Annotated in this window: 17 protein-coding genes; 3 read left to right on the top strand and 14 right to left on the bottom strand. The window is 35.0% G+C overall.

Going from position 1 to position 19,252, the window contains the following annotated elements:
• Window positions 1-238: 238 nt before the first annotated feature.
• The 6 genes from lacB to GYV61_RS06635 all read right to left on the bottom strand — a co-directional run bounded on the left by lacB (window position 239) and on the right by GYV61_RS06635 (window position 5,863).
• A complete protein-coding gene (gene lacB / locus GYV61_RS06610; RefSeq protein WP_174795241.1) occupies window positions 239-814 on the bottom strand; it encodes a galactose-6-phosphate isomerase subunit LacB in 576 nt (191 codons plus the stop codon).
• Window positions 815-826: 12 nt separating this feature from the next.
• Complete coding sequence (lacA, locus tag GYV61_RS06615) at window positions 827-1,255, bottom strand: galactose-6-phosphate isomerase subunit LacA (protein ID WP_110445649.1); 429 nt, start codon at window positions 1,253-1,255, stop codon at window positions 827-829.
• A gap of 21 nt (window positions 1,256-1,276) precedes the next feature.
• Window positions 1,277-2,032, bottom strand: a complete 756-nt coding sequence (locus GYV61_RS06620; protein ID WP_174795242.1) for a DeoR/GlpR family DNA-binding transcription regulator — start codon at window positions 2,030-2,032, stop codon at window positions 1,277-1,279.
• A gap of 291 nt (window positions 2,033-2,323) precedes the next feature.
• On the bottom strand, window positions 2,324-3,253 hold the full coding sequence (gene phnD, locus GYV61_RS06625; RefSeq protein ID WP_174795243.1) for a phosphate/phosphite/phosphonate ABC transporter substrate-binding protein: 930 nt from the start codon (window positions 3,251-3,253) through the stop codon (window positions 2,324-2,326).
• Window positions 3,254-3,593: 340 nt separating this feature from the next.
• Entirely contained in the window at window positions 3,594-4,997 is a 1,404-nt protein-coding gene (locus GYV61_RS06630; RefSeq protein ID WP_174795244.1) for a zinc ribbon domain-containing protein, read from the bottom strand.
• Window positions 4,998-5,011: 14 nt separating this feature from the next.
• Window positions 5,012-5,863 (bottom strand): zinc ribbon domain-containing protein, encoded by an 852-nt coding sequence (locus tag GYV61_RS06635; protein ID WP_174795245.1) that lies wholly within the window; start codon window positions 5,861-5,863, stop codon window positions 5,012-5,014.
• A gap of 307 nt (window positions 5,864-6,170) precedes the next feature.
• Between GYV61_RS06635 and GYV61_RS06640 the strand changes: the two genes are divergently transcribed.
• Window positions 6,171-7,133 (top strand): D-2-hydroxyacid dehydrogenase, encoded by a 963-nt coding sequence (locus tag GYV61_RS06640; RefSeq protein ID WP_174795246.1) that lies wholly within the window; start codon window positions 6,171-6,173, stop codon window positions 7,131-7,133.
• A 130-nt stretch (window positions 7,134-7,263) separates the two neighbouring features.
• The gene (locus GYV61_RS06645; RefSeq protein ID WP_174795247.1) at window positions 7,264-8,028 is read left to right on the top strand and encodes a MerR family transcriptional regulator; all 765 of its coding nucleotides are present in this window, start codon (window positions 7,264-7,266) and stop codon (window positions 8,026-8,028) included.
• 134 nt (window positions 8,029-8,162) lie between these two features.
• Here the strand turns inward: GYV61_RS06645 and GYV61_RS06650 are convergent, their stop codons facing one another.
• From GYV61_RS06650 to GYV61_RS06665, 4 genes are all read right to left on the bottom strand, one after another.
• Complete coding sequence (locus GYV61_RS06650; protein WP_174795248.1) at window positions 8,163-8,927, bottom strand: hypothetical protein; 765 nt, start codon at window positions 8,925-8,927, stop codon at window positions 8,163-8,165.
• A 41-nt stretch (window positions 8,928-8,968) separates the two neighbouring features.
• Window positions 8,969-9,679 carry a uracil-DNA glycosylase family protein gene (locus GYV61_RS06655; RefSeq protein WP_174795249.1) on the bottom strand — a complete coding sequence of 237 codons (711 nt, stop codon included), beginning with the start codon at window positions 9,677-9,679 and terminating at the stop codon, window positions 8,969-8,971.
• Between the two features lie 141 nt (window positions 9,680-9,820).
• A complete protein-coding gene (locus tag GYV61_RS06660) occupies window positions 9,821-12,184 on the bottom strand; it encodes an alpha-L-rhamnosidase (protein ID WP_194240822.1) in 2,364 nt (787 codons plus the stop codon).
• Window positions 12,185-12,189: 5 nt separating this feature from the next.
• Window positions 12,190-13,365, bottom strand: a complete 1,176-nt coding sequence (locus GYV61_RS06665; RefSeq protein ID WP_174795250.1) for an MFS transporter — start codon at window positions 13,363-13,365, stop codon at window positions 12,190-12,192.
• Window positions 13,366-13,503: 138 nt separating this feature from the next.
• Between GYV61_RS06665 and GYV61_RS06670 the strand changes: the two genes are divergently transcribed.
• The gene (locus tag GYV61_RS06670; protein WP_174795251.1) at window positions 13,504-14,394 is read left to right on the top strand and encodes an AraC family transcriptional regulator; all 891 of its coding nucleotides are present in this window, start codon (window positions 13,504-13,506) and stop codon (window positions 14,392-14,394) included.
• 101 nt (window positions 14,395-14,495) lie between these two features.
• On the opposite strand, the gene GYV61_RS06675 is transcribed toward GYV61_RS06670, so the two are convergent.
• From GYV61_RS06675 to rhaB, 4 genes are all read right to left on the bottom strand, one after another.
• Entirely contained in the window at window positions 14,496-15,263 is a 768-nt protein-coding gene (locus tag GYV61_RS06675) for a sulfite exporter TauE/SafE family protein (RefSeq protein WP_174795252.1), read from the bottom strand.
• Window positions 15,264-15,340: 77 nt separating this feature from the next.
• Window positions 15,341-16,162, bottom strand: coding sequence for a rhamnulose-1-phosphate aldolase (gene rhaD, locus GYV61_RS06680; protein ID WP_174795253.1), 822 nt, complete (start codon window positions 16,160-16,162; stop codon window positions 15,341-15,343).
• 25 nt (window positions 16,163-16,187) lie between these two features.
• Window positions 16,188-17,456 (bottom strand): L-rhamnose isomerase, encoded by a 1,269-nt coding sequence (locus GYV61_RS06685; protein ID WP_110445639.1) that lies wholly within the window; start codon window positions 17,454-17,456, stop codon window positions 16,188-16,190.
• A 203-nt stretch (window positions 17,457-17,659) separates the two neighbouring features.
• Entirely contained in the window at window positions 17,660-19,132 is a 1,473-nt protein-coding gene (rhaB, locus tag GYV61_RS06690; protein WP_174795254.1) for a rhamnulokinase, read from the bottom strand.
• Between the last annotated feature and the right edge of the window lie 120 nt (window positions 19,133-19,252).

Genomic DNA, 19,252 nt, shown 5'->3' on the forward strand with positions numbered 1-19,252 from the left:
TATATTTTTAATATCTATTTAAAGTACAAAAACTACTTGTAAAAATTTAGTCCTACTACTAAAATCAAAATAATTCGATTTGAAAACTCTAATAGTATCATATTGTACTTTTTAGCACTACGCATTTTTGATTTACATTCACTATTAATTTTTTAAGCAAAATAAAAGCCATGACTTTTTTAAGTCATGGTTTTTGTGTGCGATTAAAACTTTAAATTTTTAGATTATTATTTAGCTATTAGTCGTGGTACACGCCTTCAGCCCACTTCTTATTTTCTTCATCAAAGAAGTGTACGTTATCCTTTTGATCAGGATTTGGTTTAGCAATACCGTCTATTTTGGCAATTAAATTTTGTCTTTCTGGGGTAGACTCATATTTAGCATTCAAGAATGAATCGACAATATCAAAAATAAAGTCACGTCCTAAAACAATACCACCAAAACCTAGTATATTGGCGTTCAATTCACGCCGAGCATATTCAGCTTGAGCAACATCACCTACCATTGCCGCACGAACTCCCTCGTTCTTATCAGCAGCAGTAGAAATGCCAATGCCAGTACCACAAAGAACAATACCTAAATCTGCACGACCATCGGCAACATCTTCAGCTACGCGTTTACCATAGATTGGGTAGTGAGTTCTAGTATTGTCATGAGTACCTTCATCAATGACTTGGTATCCTTCTTCTTTTAAATGATCAGAAATGACCATTTTAACAGAGGTTACAATATGATCGTTTCCTAAGGCAATAACAGTATGCTTGTCAACTTTGGGATCAACAAATTCTGGTTGTGGTCTATCGTTATCTAACATTAGTAAGCCTCCTTAAATCATTTCTTCAAGCATATTCAGGCGAACCTGATGGCGTCCGCCAGCATATTCTGTATCTAGGTAATGCTGCACAATTGAATAAGCTAGTTTTTCGCCTACGATGCCACTACCTAACGCAATTGCCTTTGCACCATTGTGCATAGCGGTCATATGTGCAGTTCTTTCTTCATTGACGTTTGCTGTAACCATGCCCTTAACTTTATTTGAAGCCATAGCTGAGCCCACACCGTATTCGTCAAACATAATGGCCTTCTTGATACCATTATCTAAGACTTCGTGAGTCACCTTTAAACTCGATTCAACAAAGTCCTCCGCGGCTTCCGGCGTAACATCCAAAACATCATAATGGTGTGCTTGCAAGTATTGTTTTACTTTTTCCTTTAAAGCAAAACCTGCCTTGTCACTACCAATGACAACCTTCATAGTCAAATCTCCTCTCAAAAACTATTTATATATAGTCGTAAACTGGCTGTAATGCTTTTCCAACTCAGGTTCAATTCCATGGTTAGTAATTAGTCCATCCACATTGCGCAAATCGTAAAATTGGTGAAAATCACTGTGATCCAACTTTGTATAATCAGCAACAACAAATTTTATTTGAGAACGGTCTAATCCTATACCTTCGGTTTGACCCTCCTCTAAGTTAGCAGTTGTCAAAGAAGTATCTTTAATGCCATTAACGCCGACAAAACCAACAGAAAAAGACATAGTTTTTAACTCATTGTTAGCTAAAGCACCCACAAAAGCTCCACTTATTCTTCTATATGAGCCGCCAACCATAATCAGTTCATAGTCATTCATATTATCTTTTGCAGCTTCAAATACTGGTAATGAATTAGTAACTATTCTCAAATGCTTAACTTTTAGGTTAGCAACAAGTAACTCTAACGTTGTTCCCGGGCCGACATAAATTGAGTCATTTTCGTGGATTAAGTTACAAGCTCTTTTAGCTACTTCATACTTTTCTTTACTATGAATTTCCCGTTTTTGCTGGTAGCTTTTTTCGGTCCGAATCTGATCAGATAATAATTGAGCACCACCATGAATACGCAAAATTTTATTTGCCTTATGCAATTCATTGAGGTCCCGTCTAATTGTCATATCCGAAACTTTTAAAGCCTGTGCCAATTCATCAACTGTAACAAATTTCTGAGTTTTTACTACTTGTAAGATAGTTTTCAGTCTTTCACTCTTTAACATTAGTAACCTACTTCTTAACTAGATTAAGCAACTAACTTAGTCCATTTTTATTATAGTTGTTAGCTTTTGTTTGTCAATGTTTGAAATTGTTCGATAGCTATAGTTTGAACTAAAAAGGTTGCAATTTACATTTAAGTTAATTAAAACAATCCGGAGCTTTTTTACAAAATTAAGATCGCAATTATTTAAAAACTTATATTTATCTGAATTTAGTTTATATTTTATCCACAAAAAATGCATCTTTTTAACTTTTGGCTAAAAAGATGCATTTACTATTAATTAATAATCTGACTATTTAGAAATTGACTGAGAAATTTTTTCATATTTGCGCACAGTGTCATAGTCACTATCTTTGGCTTTGACATATCCTTCATGTGAGTAAACACGTTCAATTACTTTCTTACCTTCTTTAGATTTGCCAATTGCAATAAATGCGTTAGCTAATTTTTCCCGGAAGGATTTTGACAAACTAGGAATAACTGAAATAGTATCATTGGGGATAGCACGAGTATAGTAAATTGGCACTACTTGAGACTTAATCTTAGGATTATCCTTAATTACATTGTTACGGGCATCTTCAAAAACAAAAGCAGCATCAGTGTCTTTATTTAAGACATTAAGTACGGCTTGATCGTGTCCGGTGGTAGTAACTAATTTGCAGCTACGAGGAACATCCAATCCCTTCTGTTTTAACTCAGCAATTGGGAAAATATAACCAGATGTTGAGGTTGGGCTTTGAATTGAAATTTTCTTACCTTTAAGATCTTTCCAACTCTTAATGCCAGAGTCCTTTCTAACTAAAATCTCGGAATGGAAAGTATGAACTAATTTTTTAGTCCAGTTGCCGTCTGGCCTGCTCAAGCCAAAACGCTCTGACTGTAATAAAACGTCAGCTGCATGCTGTTTATGAGCCTGCACATAGTCATCCCCTGGTAAAAAGCCAACATCTACTTTTTTAGACTTCATTGCTTCTACCAATGCATTACCACTGGTTGAAACTGAAACATGAACTGGGATTCCCAGACGCTTGGATAACATTTTTTCTAAAGGCTTTGCCTTAGTTTCTAGCGTATTCGCAGAAACGCTAGGTACGAACTGTACGTTAAGAGACTTTGGTGTACCACTATCAGCTTGCTTTTTAGCTGAATTAGAACATCCAGCAAGTAGAGCTGTACCTAAAACTGCAATAGCACCAACTAAAAACTTTTTAAATTTTGGCATGATTTCCTCCTAATCTGGAAATATTGCAATCAAAAAAGACTTAGCATAATACTAATGTATCAAGCTAAGTCTATTATTGATCATATTAAAAAACAGCAGCAACAATTTATATAGATAAGAAAGCCGCACTTTCCCCATTGCAAAAGGCTCATCAATTTGAGTTAATCCATGCATATGAAGAAAACTACCTCTCTTTCTTATTATATTAAAATAATAGCACAATATTAAGAGCTATAACAGATGTTTTTCTTTAAAAATTGTTCTTTTATTCATTTTAAAAAAGAAAGCGCTTTTTAATAAAAATCATTTTTAATTAAACTAGTGCTTGAAAAAAATAGTGTTAATTATCATACTTTTTATCACTAATTATTTTGCCATTACCAATTGATTTAATCTTTTGACTGCCGTCTTCGCTGTCGCCAGTCTGCTTAAAAAGACCACCCGTATAGAGCAAAACCTGTTTATGTTCAAAATCATCATGTTCAAAAGTATAAGTAATCTTATAAGTGACATTGCTGCAATTATTAGGAGCTGGTGTAATCGAAACTACAGAGCACTCCATATTGTAATCATTAATATCGTCATCTTTATTAAAGCCAGAGTTTTGAGAATGTAATTCTTGATAGCCTTTATTTTCGGCACCACCGATAAAGTCATCTTCGTCTGGTGAATTAAAATCATTCTCTAAAATTTCTTCAGCATCATCTTTATTAATTAAGCCTGGCCATTCTGGTTTAATTACATTACTGCTACTGTCATCATCGTCTTCAAAACCCATTTCATCATAGTCAACGGTTTTTGATTTAAGCACTTTGCCAGCAACTTTAGTGACCACATAAATTTTCATATCGTCAGTTACCGGATAATCCTTAAATACCTTATTTCCTCTTTTATCAAGATTACCCACATTTTTATCATTAATGTAGACGTCAGCAGTAGGAATACTTTTAATTGTAAAATTAACTGTTTTAATATTCATATCAATTTCTTTATTAGAAAAAATATTAGTACTCTTATCAGCAGTCAACTGATGACCTGATGCAATGGATTTTACTGCAATATGATATTTGCCAGGAAATAATGGTGTGATCTTTTTATAATAATCTTCGCCACTGCCATCAACTCCACCGAACTTTTTGTTATTAATATAAATTGTCGAATTAGCATGATTTGTTCTTATTCGCGGTGAATATGTTTTTAACTGCAAGCAATATTTAGGAAATAACAGTAAATAGCGACCATTTTGGACTAAACTGACATTCTCATATTGATCGCCATATTTAAAGGCTTCTGCCATCTTGTCAGCTTCAACATAGTGTTCAGCATAATACTCTTGGGTAGGCTTTAGAGCTGCTGTCGTTACACGTGCATTGGGATTTTCAGAGACCACATATGGAGCTAAATTGGCATGCGGGTTTTTTAAACTTGCCGCAATCTGACTAATTTGGTTATTTTTTTGATAGTGGTTAGAACCCCATGCATAAAATGCAGCAAATGCTATCACCAAAACACCTAAGCAAATCAGCAAGATTTTATTTCTTTTTTTCATGGGACGATGGACCGAATTTGTCGTAACTTGTTGTTGATTAGCAACTGGCTGCGCTAAGCTATTAGCTTGCTGGGATTGAAATTCTTTTCGGCTAAGCTTGGTTTGAGAAAGCTTATGACCACAATTAGGACAAAATTCTGCATCTAGTTTTTTTATTGGTTGACCACAATTAGGACAAAATTTAGAATCACTCATTTTACTCACACTATCTACATTGATCCATTTTGCATTGACATAATTTCGCTAATAATTGAATTAATCATAGAACTATAAATAATAGAATCTAAAATCATTAGGCACAAAAATATAATAGCAAAGGCAATTAAAAATCCGTAAATTTTATCACGAACGGCTCCTTGATCGCCAAACATGATAACATGTTGGCTTGCTATAAATAGACCCAGCATAATCACAAGCAAAGTAATAACAAACTTAATACTATTAAGTCCCAAAACCATTAACAAAAAGAATGCGGCTGAAAGAATTAGATTTAAATTACAGGCATGAACACTGCGATTAACAAATTCCCAAAAGCTAAGTTGTCTATCATACACATACCTATAGCCAGCATAAAAGCCACCGATTACTACTACTTCAAAGATCACCATCACAAGAAATATTTCAAGCATGATATTAAAAGGGACATGAAAATTTTCCCAGCCACTAATGTTACTACCTCGATGGTTAGCCCAGCCAATTACAGTATTAATAATAGTATTGGCACAAAAATACAGTCCTAAAACTATTAAAGCGTCCTTAATCAAAATTGTTAACCAGCCATACCAGTTTGCTACATTAACACTACTTGTACCTGGATTACGCCATGAATCAATACACCACTGCCAATAACTTAAATATTGTCCTTTTGAATTATTTGTATTATTGCCAACTGGTAATTCAGACTTAGTTTGCTCTGCCTCTATTTTTGGAGAATTTTTTACCTCAGTGGTAGAAACAGTTTCTTCTTTTTGGACACTAATGTTGCGCAAGTCATAACCACAGGACGTGCAAAAATTGACGTCTTTATCCATGATGGCGCCACATTGAGGACATTTTTTCATTGATAACTCCTTCTTAATTCCACTAACTTCTATATTTATTTACTAAACTTATTTATACCACTATTTAAGAAGCGCAACTTAGTTTAAAATCTAGAAATTGCATGTTAAAACCTTTTTATTTCAACCTAATTAATAATATTTAGGTATTACTAAAAAAGCAGAATACTCGTTAAGTTTAAATTTATTTATAAATACTGTCAAATATGGTTCCAATTACTACATTAATACTATCCATGTTTTCTAATTATCCGCGCCATGTATGTAGTAAACTAAAGAAGTACAGATATATTAACGTGAGGTCAAAAATATGAAGATTGTTAATTTAGATAGCTATGCTCTCAATCCTGGTGATTTAGATTGGTCAGCACTTGAACAATTAGGTGAATGCAAATTTTATGATCGTACTCCAGTTAATGATGATGTTGAAATTTTAAAGCGGATTGGGGATGCTGAAATTGTTTTGACTAACAAAACGCCCCTTGACGAAAAAGTCCTTCAGACTGCGCCCAACGTTAAATACATTGGCGTGACTGCTACTGGTTATAACATTGTTGACACCGCTGCAGCTCGTGCAGTTGGCATTCCTGTAACTAACATCCCTACTTATGGTACTGATGCCGTTGCGCAATTTACTTTTGCTTTGCTACTTGAAATTACTAGTCATGTTGGCTTGCATAACAAATTAGTCCATGAAGGTCGCTGGAGCAGCAACCCTGATTTTACTTTTTGGGCAAAACCGTTAATGGAACTAAACGGTAAAACTTTAGGATTAATTGGCTTTGGCAACATAGCTAAAAAAGTGGCAGAAATCGGCCATGCTTTTTCTATGAATATAATTTTTTGGAACCATCGGCCAAAATCAGATTTACCGAATTACGTTAAGCAGGTTGAACTTGACGAACTTTATCAAAAAGCAGATATCGTCAGTTTACACGTGCCACAAACTCCAGAAACTACGGAAATGATTAATCAAGGGGCAATTAGTCAAATGAAAGATGGCGTCATTTTAATTAATACTGCTCGCGGCGGTTTAATTAATGAAAAAGATGTCGCAGACGCTTTAAATGAAGGCAAGATTGCTGCAGCGGGGATTGACGTTGCTCAAAAAGAGCCCATTCCTGCTGACAGTCCACTTCTTTCTGCTAAGAACTGCTATATTACCCCTCATATTGCCTGGGCACCACGCGAAACCCGCAATCGTTTGCTGGGTATTGTCGTTGAAAATCTGCAAGCATTTCTAAAAGGTGAAAAATTAAATGTCGTAAATTAAAAATCATAGCCAAGAACCCAGTATTCTGATTAAATACTGGCTTTTTTATTCTCAAAAATCATTTTCCGTGCTTGACCTTAACGCTACGTCAACCAATATACTTAATTTTGCAAGTGAGGAGAGTTTAAACATGTCATATTCTATCAATGAACTAGCAAAACTAGCTGGCATTTCAACACGAACTTTACGCTATTACGATAAGCAGGGACTTTTAAAAGCGCGCAGGAATCCCGAAAATAATTATCGCTATTATGAAGAAAGTGAAGTTGATCAACTGCAAAAAATTCTATTTTTAAAGCTCTTTGACCTGCCACTTGAACAAATAAAACAGGTAATGCAGACTTCACCGAAAACTCAATATCAAGTTTTACGAAACCAGCGGAGCAAATTAGTTGCACAGCAGCAAAATCTAGATGATTTGATTAAGAACTTAGACAAGACACTTGCAACAATGAAGGGAGAAACACAAATGACTGACACGGAAAAATTTGCCACATTAAAAAAAGAAATGATTAGCAAAAATGAAAAACAATACGGTACGGAAATTAGAGAGAAATATGGTGACACTCAAATAAATCTTAGTAATCAAAAGTTCAGTTCTTTATCTGCAGATGAATTAGCTCATTTCAAAAAATTGTCCGCTGAAATTTTAACTGAATTAAAGAACTTTAATAAGACTGCTGATATCAAACAAGCTGCTGCCAAGCACCTTTTCAAATTGCACAAAGAATATTTATTAACAATATGGCCTAAAGGTCAGTATTCGGGAGAAGCCCACAAGAATCTTGCCCGAATGTATGTCTGCGACACACGCTTTAACAAATATTATGCAGAAGGCACTGGTAATACTGACGCTGCGAAAATATTAAAAGCAATTATTGATTATTACGCGTAAACTTTTTTAATCTTTAGAAGTAGAATTCCAAAATAAAACCTTTCAGATACAGGTTCATTAAGAACTGTTTTGAAAGGTTTTTGTTTAAAGTAATTTTATTTAAACGTTTTTAATAAAAAAGATGTTATTTATATTTAATTTTTCCTTGCATTAGAAGCAGTCAGATTTTTAAAATCATTCCTGCTCCACAACCATAATGGATTTTGCAGGTTTGTTGGCACAAATTCAGTGCCCTGCAGTTCTTTAGCCCAAGCACTAATCACATAGGTTTGCACTTTAGAACTTTCCATTTGTTCTTTAGTAATTAAGCCTAATTTATAACTTGCTCTGATTACATGCCTGTCGGCAGCAATATAAATATTATTAGTGTTTTTTAAAGGAATTGTAGTGTATTTACTGAGAACATAGAGCCAATAGTTACAAAGCTTATTACCAGACAAATACGGGAACTTTTTCTTAGCGTCTTTCTGCATGAAATACCTTATTTTATCAACATCATTATCTAAATTGTTAATGAATTTGATAATATTACCCTCAGAAAGCTCCATAAATGTCTGACATAATTTAAGCCAAATATCTGTTTGCTTGTTCTTTTGCAAAGCAAGCCGATACTTAGTCAAAGCTTTTTGTACTGATTTATACCCAGCAGTAATAACTCTTGCCGGTATAAAAACAAAACTAGTTTCGGGATCTTCATATGTTTTCAAGGCACTTTCCCACAAAGTATAGGAATTTCTCTGATAATTTAAAGCCATTGGCAACGTGAAATAGAGCGCATTTTCATTAGTACTTGGATCTAAGTGCGGGTTGCTATCTTCAGGTAAAGTAGTATCACCTAAATCACTATTTTGGTACATTTGATAAATTGTTTTTACTTTTTCAAGGATTACATCGGACATAAATTGATGACCTCACTTATCTTTAAAACTAATGATTTTTATTATTCACATGTCAGAGCATTGAGATACTTACTCAGATATTTTTCTTCATCTTCAGGATGATATTGGGTAATAAAACGCGGATGTTCAAGTGGAATTATTTTTTGAAACAAATGTAATTTCTTATTAATTTTGCTTAGTTCTTGATAATTTTGACCACTGCCGATGCAGTAACAAACAGAAGTATCAATTCCAAAGTTAATTTGCGTTTTAAGTGCAGAAATCATAAAAGGAGTTAACATTTCTTCAACTCGCTTATTTTCATAATAATTGCAGTTTACTTGGTTACCCTTAGAATTAGTCTTGCAAATGCCTAAAGGACAAACAAAATTGAGGTAAAAATCTCGATAAAATTTGTTCCTTCCACCATATTTATCTATGACTTTATTTAAAAAATTAGAAGATGCATTACTGACATGAAAATTTGCTATTGCAATTCCTGTTTCTTTCTGGAGATTTGAAGCATCTTCAAAGGGAACTCCTGTTATTGCTGATCCTCTTCTCGCTGGAGAACTGCCCAGTATCAAGCGCCGCTTGTTGTTGTCATTGAAATACTTCTGATAGAAAATTTGGACAATTTGCAAAACTTGCTTCTTGTTTCTGCCACTATAAGGATTAATTAATTTATAAGAATCAGGTAAATCAATTTTTACATTACCTAATTCCTGATCATATTTAAAAACTTTATCTGAAAAAGTTTGTTTTTGTTTCATAAATGCCATCTACCTATTAAGTTACAAAATTATATAAGCAAATTATAGTACATATGTTCGTAAACATTTTAACCTTTTTGAAAAATCGCATAAAAATAAAGGATCAGCCCACCATTTTGGACCAATCCTTTATTTATTGCATTAATATTCCCATTGATAAGTACCCGGTTTTACACTAATTCCGGTATTTTGAGTTTTTGCTTCGGGGTATTTCTCTAAAAAGCCAGCAGGATCCGGAAGATATACTATAGCTTGACAACCCTCAGGAATAGTAAATTCATATTTTCCATTCAGCAATTTTATTGTAAACAAGCCATTTTCACTCAAATATTTCATTTGGAAGTCATCAACAATACCTTTTATCTGAGGCTTAATTTCTACTTCCTTAAATCCGGGCTTAATCTCATTTAAACCAACAACTTTTCTAATAAACCAGTCAAGGACACAGCCCATCGCATAGTGATTGAACGAAAATGTTCCAGTTTTGCCATCTGGTTGAATTCCTGCCCATGATTCCCAAATAGTTGTTGCACCATGGTCAACTTCATATAACCAAGACGGACATTTATTCTGGAGAAAGACCTTTCTGGCCAAATCAGTTTCCCCATTATCAACTAATACATCCAGCAAATAAGGAACAGATAAAAACCCCGTATCCAGGCAGTCATGATTATTATGAATTAATGCCACTAATCTACTTAGTAATTTCTTTCTCGTATTAGTATCACTAATCATATCAAATGCTAAGGCCAGAACATAACATCCCTGATAGTCGCTGGTTAATTTCCCGTCTTTGACAAATTTTTCAGTAAAGGCTTGCTTAACTTTATTAGAATAGGCAATATATTCGTCACCATTTTCGCCTAAAACATTACTTATTTTAGCAAGAAGATCTGCAGAATGAGCCAGAAAAGCAGTAGCAACCACGTCTTTGGTTGCTGCAGCAGATTTCATTGGATTAGGATCTCCAATCATCATGCTTGGAAGCATCCAGTCACCATAATGAAATGTAGTATCCCAAATGTAGCGATCATTGCCACTCTTATTACCGGCAGCACTTTTGACACTATAATTATGCCACTTCTTCATCGCAGCATAATTTTCGGTCAAAACCTCTTTATGACCATATCTTTGATATAAAGTCCATGGGACCATTATAATTGCATCGCCCCAACCGGCTGAACTTAAGCTGCCTTTAAAATCTAACGTGCTTTGATAAAAGCTGGCAGGAGCTGGTGAGTAGTCAATAATTTCCCCGTTTTTTTGTTGATCAATACGTACGTTTTTTAACCAGCGACGGATCAAATTTTCTGCGTTGTAGTAAAAAGTAGAGGCTGGTGCAAAGACTTGCATATCCCCGGTCCAACCAGCACGTTCACGCTGCGGGCAATCAGTTGGAATAGACAACATGTTTCCCTGTTGACTCCATTTAATGTTTTGTAGTAAACGATTTATTTGCCGGTTAGAAGTACTTATCTCACCAGTTCTTTTCATATCACTAAAAATAACTATCGCCGTCAAATCTTGAATATCTGCTTGCTCAAGGCCAGTGATCCTAATATATCTGAAGCCATGATACGTAAAGTCAGGCTCGAAAGTTGCCAACCTCCCAGCACCAATCACATGATCTTCCTGATCCTTATTACGACCAATGATATTTTTGAAGAAATGACCATCTTGATCCAAAGCTTCAGTATGTTCAATCTTAATATCAACATCCTTTTTAAAAGTAGCTGTTAGCCGAATTCGTCCCGTTATAACTTGACCGAAATCAACTACTAACTTGTTTTCTTCTTGCCAAATCTTTTTTGCTGTTAAAGTTTGCATTCGTTTTACCAGCGGGCCAAATTGTGGGGCTAAGCGCTCATAATCTGCATCGATCACTTCTGCCTCTTGCGAAAAAGGAGTATTAGTAGCTAATTCATTTTTAACGCGGAGATCTTGCTTTTCACCGATAACGACATCTGCATAACGCCACTTGCCGGTACCGACCGAAAAAGACGAATCAGTACCAATTTTTAAAAAGCTGTGATCTTCATATTCAACAGTTAAGTCAGCTAGTAATGCTAACCGATCACCAAACTGACAACTATCGCCAGAAACAGCGATTCTACCAGCATACCAACCATCTGCTACAACCACTGTCAACACATTTTGACCACTGACTAATAGATCTTTTATGTCATTAGTTTGATATAGTAAATATTCTTGGTATTGCGTATAATCTGGCGTAAAGATGGCATCACCAATCTTCTGACCATTTAAATATGCTTGATACAAGCCTTGTGCAGTAATCTCTAGTTTGGCAGAATTAATAGTTTTAGCTATATTAAAAATTTTCTTAAAAACTATTGGCGCATGTAATCGTTCAGCAACAGGCTTGGGAACTGGTGTCTTTTTGCCACCAAACATGTCAGCTAAAGAAAACTCTGGTTCTTTACTAACCTCAGCAAAATCTGAACTTATCCATTTTCCTAACCATTTATCTTCACTATTTTTAATCATTTCTACTATCCCTCTTTGACAGAATTAGACAAAACTTTTTTACCAAGATTTGTCAAAATACAAATAATACCAATTACAAAGCAACTTACACACCCAAAAGTAAAGGAACTTTCACCAACTTTAATGTGAAGTAAATTTAGTAATACAGGACTAATAAAACCTCCTATGGAATTCATAAATTGGAAAAGCATCATTGATACTGCTAATTCATATTTATGTGAAAGGACAGACATATAAAACGGAATTGTGGACATAATCATAGACATGGCAAAACCTGAAAGGACACCGCCAATACCAATTAAAATAAGGTTATTGGCAATTCTTCCCAGTAAGAAAGTAACTCCCAAAGTAATGTAACCACCAGCAATTATTTTGTCCTTAAATACTTTGTTCAGATACTTTAAGCTAAAGCCGGCAACAAAACCGCCCGCTGTGCCGACAGCATTGATAATACCCGTAATACTAGTACTACCTAGTTCTTTTTGTCCAATAATAATTGACAGGTTAGTCGGATAGATTGTGTAAAGTATCCCCATTAGAAGAGTAACAAATCCTATCAGCCAGACATATCCATTTAAATGTTTTAAAATCCCAAAAATATTGCCGCTAGCATTCTTTTCACTACGGTCTACTTTATCATTCGGTAAGGCAAACAGCACTAGGAGAAAAACAAATATGCCTAAAAGAAATACCCAATAAGAATTAACCCAATTCTTAGCTCCTAAAAGTCCACCGCCAAGCATCATTAAAATAGAGCCTAAACTATTCATCGCTGTATTTTTACCCATCATTGCATTTCTTTCTTCTCCTTCAAAAAAGATTGAAATGAGCATAGGAATTAAGGTGTTAACAAAGCCTAAGCCAAATCCCAGAATAAAAGCACATCCGATTAAAACATCAATGCTGCTATGAACTAATAGCGGTAATAAACCGCCCAACGTAGCTATTCCCAAACCAATTAACGATAACAATTTTTTTGAATATTTAACGGCCAAAGTTCCCACTACCACTGTGGCAATTAGTGTTCCTAAAGAAGGAACTGTTCCTATCATTTGAATTTTAGCGACAGGAACATCTGGAAAAGACTTTGTCATCGCCCCAAATGCATTAGTGATTACTAAGAAGCTCATTGTTAGCAAGCTCATACTTAGAATACTTATTTTCATTTTTGTTTTATTCATAACGAATACCTCTTACATAATAACTTTCATTAATAGGCCTATCTTTTTTCATGGTCATATTAACAGCTTATTGTAAGTGCTTACAATACTGTGCTATGATAAGTTTGTGTGTTTTTATGACATTGAGGATTACCAAAAATGAAATTGATTGATTCTAATAAATTGCCTAAGCTTTCAAGAAATGATTTTTTTAAAATTCCAAATTTGGTTCGTTCAAGCAATATACCAAATTCTGAAAAAATCTTTGTGGTAAGCCACGATTTAGATATTCCTGTACCCTTTCATAAACATGATTTTTATGAATTTGTTTTTATTACTAACGGTATTGCAATTAGCAATATTAATAATAAAGATATCTACCTACTTCCTGATTCGTTGTTATTAATGAATTTACATAGTGCACACTCATTAAAGGTCAAAGATCCTAAGGCACAAGTAATCAATATTTGCATTAAACCGGAAATTTTTGCAGGTGGTGTTTTTGCTGAATTTTTACAGCAAGACAATTATTTATGTAATTTTCTTTGTGATAAAGGTAATAACAGTTACCTCTATTTTTCCCCTACCAGCTTATCTAGATATTTACCTATAATTAACGGAATTTTATCTGAATATGTTACCAATAATTATCATTATAATTACGCAATGCTGGGGTTATTGCTCATCTTTTTTGACCAATTGAGCCATGAAAATTATTATTCTTACACTGGAATCGATAGCCTAAGTTTAAACGTCATATCAGCAATTAAAGATAACGTTCAAACTATCACTGTCCAACAATTAGCCCAAAATTTTGGCTACAGTACGGCTTACTTATCACGATACATTAAAAAACATACTGCACTAACTATTAAAGAAATTATTATGCAAGAAAAGATGAAACAAGCTAAAAAATATTTATCAGAAACTAATTATTCAGTTGAAGAAATTTCAAGGCTGGTGGGTTATAAAAGTGTCAGCTACTTTTTTAAAACTTTTGAAAAGCAAAATAACGTTACTCCTGACCAATTTCGTAAAACAGTTAAATAGATAATCAACTTCTCTAAATTAAAAAAATAAAAGCAATGAATTAGGTATTAAAAATACTTAACTCATTGTTTTTATAAGTACTTAAGTGGAAAAAATTCATATTAGGCAAAATAAGCAGTATAAAATAACCAACCTGCTAAAACAATTGAAAAGACAAATGTAATCCAAGATACAATCTTTAAAGATAGGAACTTAATACTATATTGACCTAAATAGCCGCCAATAAATAAGCCAATTGCTAGCAATATGGCCATCATCCAGTTGATCTGGGCCCCAAAAATAAAAACAATTAGGGCTACCAAATTGGCTAAAGCGCCTACAAGATCTTTCATAGCGTTAATAGTATAAAACTCATCATCAGATAGATAATTAATGCAAATCAAATGAATTACACCAGCAGCAGCTCCAAAATAACCAGAGTAAACCCCTCCTAGAAACAAACCAATATAGGCTAAAAAAGCCTTCCCTTTAGTTCTTTTTCTAGCTTCATTTTTATTACTATTTTTGCCACTTGTCATTATTAAACCAACCGCAGATAAAAGCACCAGAAACGGGACTATTTTTTCAAAGACTTTTCCAGGAAAAGAGATTAAAAGCAGCCCTCCTGCCACCGCGCCAGATAACAAGAAAAGACAGTAGAAGCTGAACTCTTGCCAATGGCCTTTCATTTTTTTGGCAGAAGCTAAAAGTACACCAGGGCCCGTAAAAATTAAAGCGGCTGTATTTGTGATATTCGCTGCAATTGGTGAGCAGCCCGCTATTAATAAGGCTGGATAAGATACCAAAGACGCCATACTGGCAACAGCAGAAATAATACCTGAAATGATACCCATCAAAATTAAAAAAATAACTAATATTGGCATACTCATAATTGTTATCTCCCTTACACAAAGAAAGTCGAAGCTAACTAACTCCGACTTTCTTTTATACTCAACTCATTTTGCTTTTAATCTAAAAAACCTTCCCTGGGCGTAACATGGAAATACTTGGCAATTTCCACCAATTGCTTATCAGTTATTTCGTCTAACCTGTTACCACCCTGCGCTTGAATCGCTGTAAAGATAGTAGCCGCTTTTTCAACAGTTTCAATTAAACCGAAGCATTCATCCGGTGTGTCACCCACTGCAAATATGCCATGGTGTGGCCACATAACAACTCTAAAGCCATCCGCAACTTTAGCAGCTGTGTGCTCACCAATAACTGTAGTACCAGGTGTTTCGTAAGGAATAATTCCTATCCCTTCTGGCAAAACTGGCATTGATTCAGCTTGCATCTTCCAAATAGTTTTACTGAAATACTTTTCATCAAGTGGCTGAGTGAATGACATTGCAATCAAGTTGGTTAGGTGGCAGTGCATAACTACTCTTTGCCTGGGATCGAGCTTTAAACGAGCATGGTGATTCATTAAGTGAGTTGGAAATTCACTTGTGGGCAAAGCGCCATCGGTGTAACCCCAAACAATTTCACCTTTCTGGCCATCAGCACTAATACGAACTAAGCCCAAATCTTTTTCGGTATTTTGGAAAACATTCCTAAAATAGCGTCCTGTGCCTGTGACTAGAAAATACTGCCCCTTCAAACCACTAGCGTCAAAGCCAAGATCAAAAACCCTTTTTACTTCTTTAACGTCTTCATATTCCTTTAGTTCTTCAGGAATAATACGGATACTCATATTACCGCCATTGCGCTCATCCCAACCATTGTCATAGCTTTGACGAGTGATATTACACATATCTTTAACAAATGTTGAATTGATAAACTTAGCCATTATTTAATCTCCAGAAACTTTCTTATTAATTTCTCTTAAATTGAACGTTCTTTTCATAATCTTTAAGTTCTTGATACCAATCCATCCCTACGGGAACATTATTTCTTAGGCAGAATTCATCCCATACAGCACCAAATGGGAATGACTTTAATTCTTCAGTCTCTGCTAAGCGTAGAGTATAATCATAGTGATTTTCTGCATCTTTTAATTGGTCGATTGGAGCCAGCAATGCCAAAAGCAGAGCTTTTTGTGCTGAACGAGTACCAATTACCCAGGCAGAAACGCGATTAATTGAAGCATCAAAGAAGTCTAAGCCAATAACTGTCTTGGACAATAAGTTATCCCTGACCAAAGCCCGCATCATTTTAATTAACATGTCATTCATTGCAGGTACGTGATCACTGTCCCAGTGAACCGGACGAGATAAGTGTAAGAACATGCCCTTGCCAAATGCCAAGAATGATGACAGGTAATCAGAAGGATCCTCAGCTTCATGGAAGTGACCAATATCCATACACCAATCTTTACCTCTTGTTAAAGCATAGTTGTTGTAAAAGAGGTGAGAACCAACTGTGTAACTTTCAACACCGGTACCAAACAATTTGCCTTCATATGATTCCATGGTGTTCTTTTCATCATATTTCTCTTCGTTAATTTGATCTAATGAATCAATCAAACGCTCACGTGGATCCAATCTACTGATAGGTTCATCCTTCATACCATCCATAATCCAGAAGTTGTCAATTGATTGTGCTTTTTGCTCTTCGCCAAAGTAATTAGAAATTGCACGTGCATTTTTACCAACTTGAATCCAGTAATCGCGAACGCTTTTTTCAGGACTTGCTAAAGTCATATTTTCCTTTACTTTAGGACTTGAGAAAAATGTCGGATTGAAATCAAGGTAAATATCATTCTTCTTTGCCCAGTCAACCCAGAACTTAAAGTCTTCTGGTCCAACTTCAGACACATCCTTCTTTTTACCGTCAGTCACAGCGTAAATTTGGTGCAGTTGCAATCTTTGCTTTGCTGGAATTAACTTAAAGGCTTCATCCAAGTCATTAGTTAATTCTTCAGGTGTTCTTGCAATGCCAGGGTAATTACCCGATACGCCAATTCCTCCAGACAAAGCAGCATCTGGTGTTAGGAAGCCATGGATATCATCTCCTTGCCAGCAAGGAAGAGATACACGAATATTTTGTAACTTCTTTAAAACCTTCTCTGTATCAACACCAACTTCTGCGTAACGTTCTTTAGCAACTTGATATGCTGTTTCAACTGCTTTTTCACTAACCATCGTTATTCTCCTTTTATTAAAAAACTTCTAAATAAATAACTTCTAAATAAATAACTAGACTATTCCTTGAGCTTGCATGCATAGGTCTACTGTAAGGTTTGCTTACTGCACAAATTTTCGTTCAAATATCGTGGACAATTGCATATGATTTTTATGATGCATTCTGACACTGATTTTATTTTTTATTTTAACTGGGCCCACTGTTATATTGCTCCACCCCGTTTAGCTGTGTGCAAAAAGTTAATGTAGTCATCAAGAATGCCTAAGTATTTACCCTGTTCAGGTTTAAAATGCTTAATTGCAAATGAATCTTTAATAATTTGTCGCGCCGTTGAAACATTTGCAACATCGTTTCTGGTAATCATTTGAACTGCTAAATTACCGATTGCTGTAGCTTCGCTTGGTCCAGCATAAACATCGATGCCAGCAATTGTGCTCGTCAACTGATTTAGCAAGGCAACGTTTGATCCACCACCAACAATATTCAAAGTATCAATTTGGTATCCTATAATATGATTTAACTTTTGAATTTCATAAGCATAAAATAAAGCTAAATTGGAGTAAATCGCCATCGCTATTTCACCAGGTGTTTTTGGAACTCTTTGGCCTGTTTCTTGACAATAAGCCTGAATTTCTTGGATCATATTTTTGGGATTAACAAACCGTTCGTCGTTAATATTAATAAATTGACTAAACGGTTTAGTATTGCTGGCCAATTCTGCTAATTCACTGAAGGAATACTTATCATTAAAATCACGTTTTACACATTGAACCATCCACAGCCCCATGATATTTTTTAAAAATCTATAGGTGCCATAAGCGCCCCATTCATTAGTGTAATTTTCTTTATATGCATCTGGACCATTTTCTGGAACATTGAGTTCTGTTCCCAGAAGCGACCATGTGCCTGAAGAAATATATGCCCAATGATGTCCTATTCCAGGAGTGCCGACTACAGCTGAAGCTGTATCATGGGTTGCGACTGTAATCACATCAGTATCAGGCAAATCATAACTTTGAAATTCTTCTCGCTTCAGTTTACCAAGCGGGGTACCAGCATCAACTAATTTAGGAAATTGATCTTGTCTCACATTAACTTCTTTTAGCAGATTCTGATCAAACAAGCCTTCTCTGAGACTCAACATTTGTGTAGTTGAAGCATTTGTCGTCTCTAAAACTGCTTTCCCGGTGAGAACATATCCAATATAATCAGGAATCATCATGATCTTATCCGTTTGAGCCAGAAGTTCTTTGTTTTCCTCAAACAACTGGTAGAGAGTATTGAAATCCAGAAATTGGATTCCTGTCTTTTGATAAATCTGTCCCTTAGATACTTTAGCTGTTAATTCCTTAATTGCATTCGTGGTTCTCTTATCACGATAGCTAATCGGATCATCAAGCTTATTTCCATCTTTTCCTACTAGAACATAGTCAACTGCCCAAGTATCAATTCCTAAAGAAACTTTACTAAAGCCAGCTCTTTTTATTTTTTGCAGACCTAATAAAATCTCTTTAATAATATGGTCAATATCCCAGCGGTCATGTCCGTTTTTTAAGGTAAAACCATTTTTAAAACGATGCATTTCTGTTAAGACCATTTTGCCATTTTTTAATTGACTTAGCATCAGACGGCCACTTGAAGCACCAATGTCTACCGCTACATAGGTCTTTGTCAATTATAATCACCTCACTTTCAAACCTTACAGTTATATTTATACGTTAAAATGTCACCGCTTACAATGACATATAAGGTTGCGTATTGTATCATATTGGTAGGTCTATTTTGATTTGAAATA

This window comes from Lactobacillus melliventris, from assembly GCF_013346935.1.
GTDB lineage: Bacteria > Bacillota > Bacilli > Lactobacillales > Lactobacillaceae > Lactobacillus.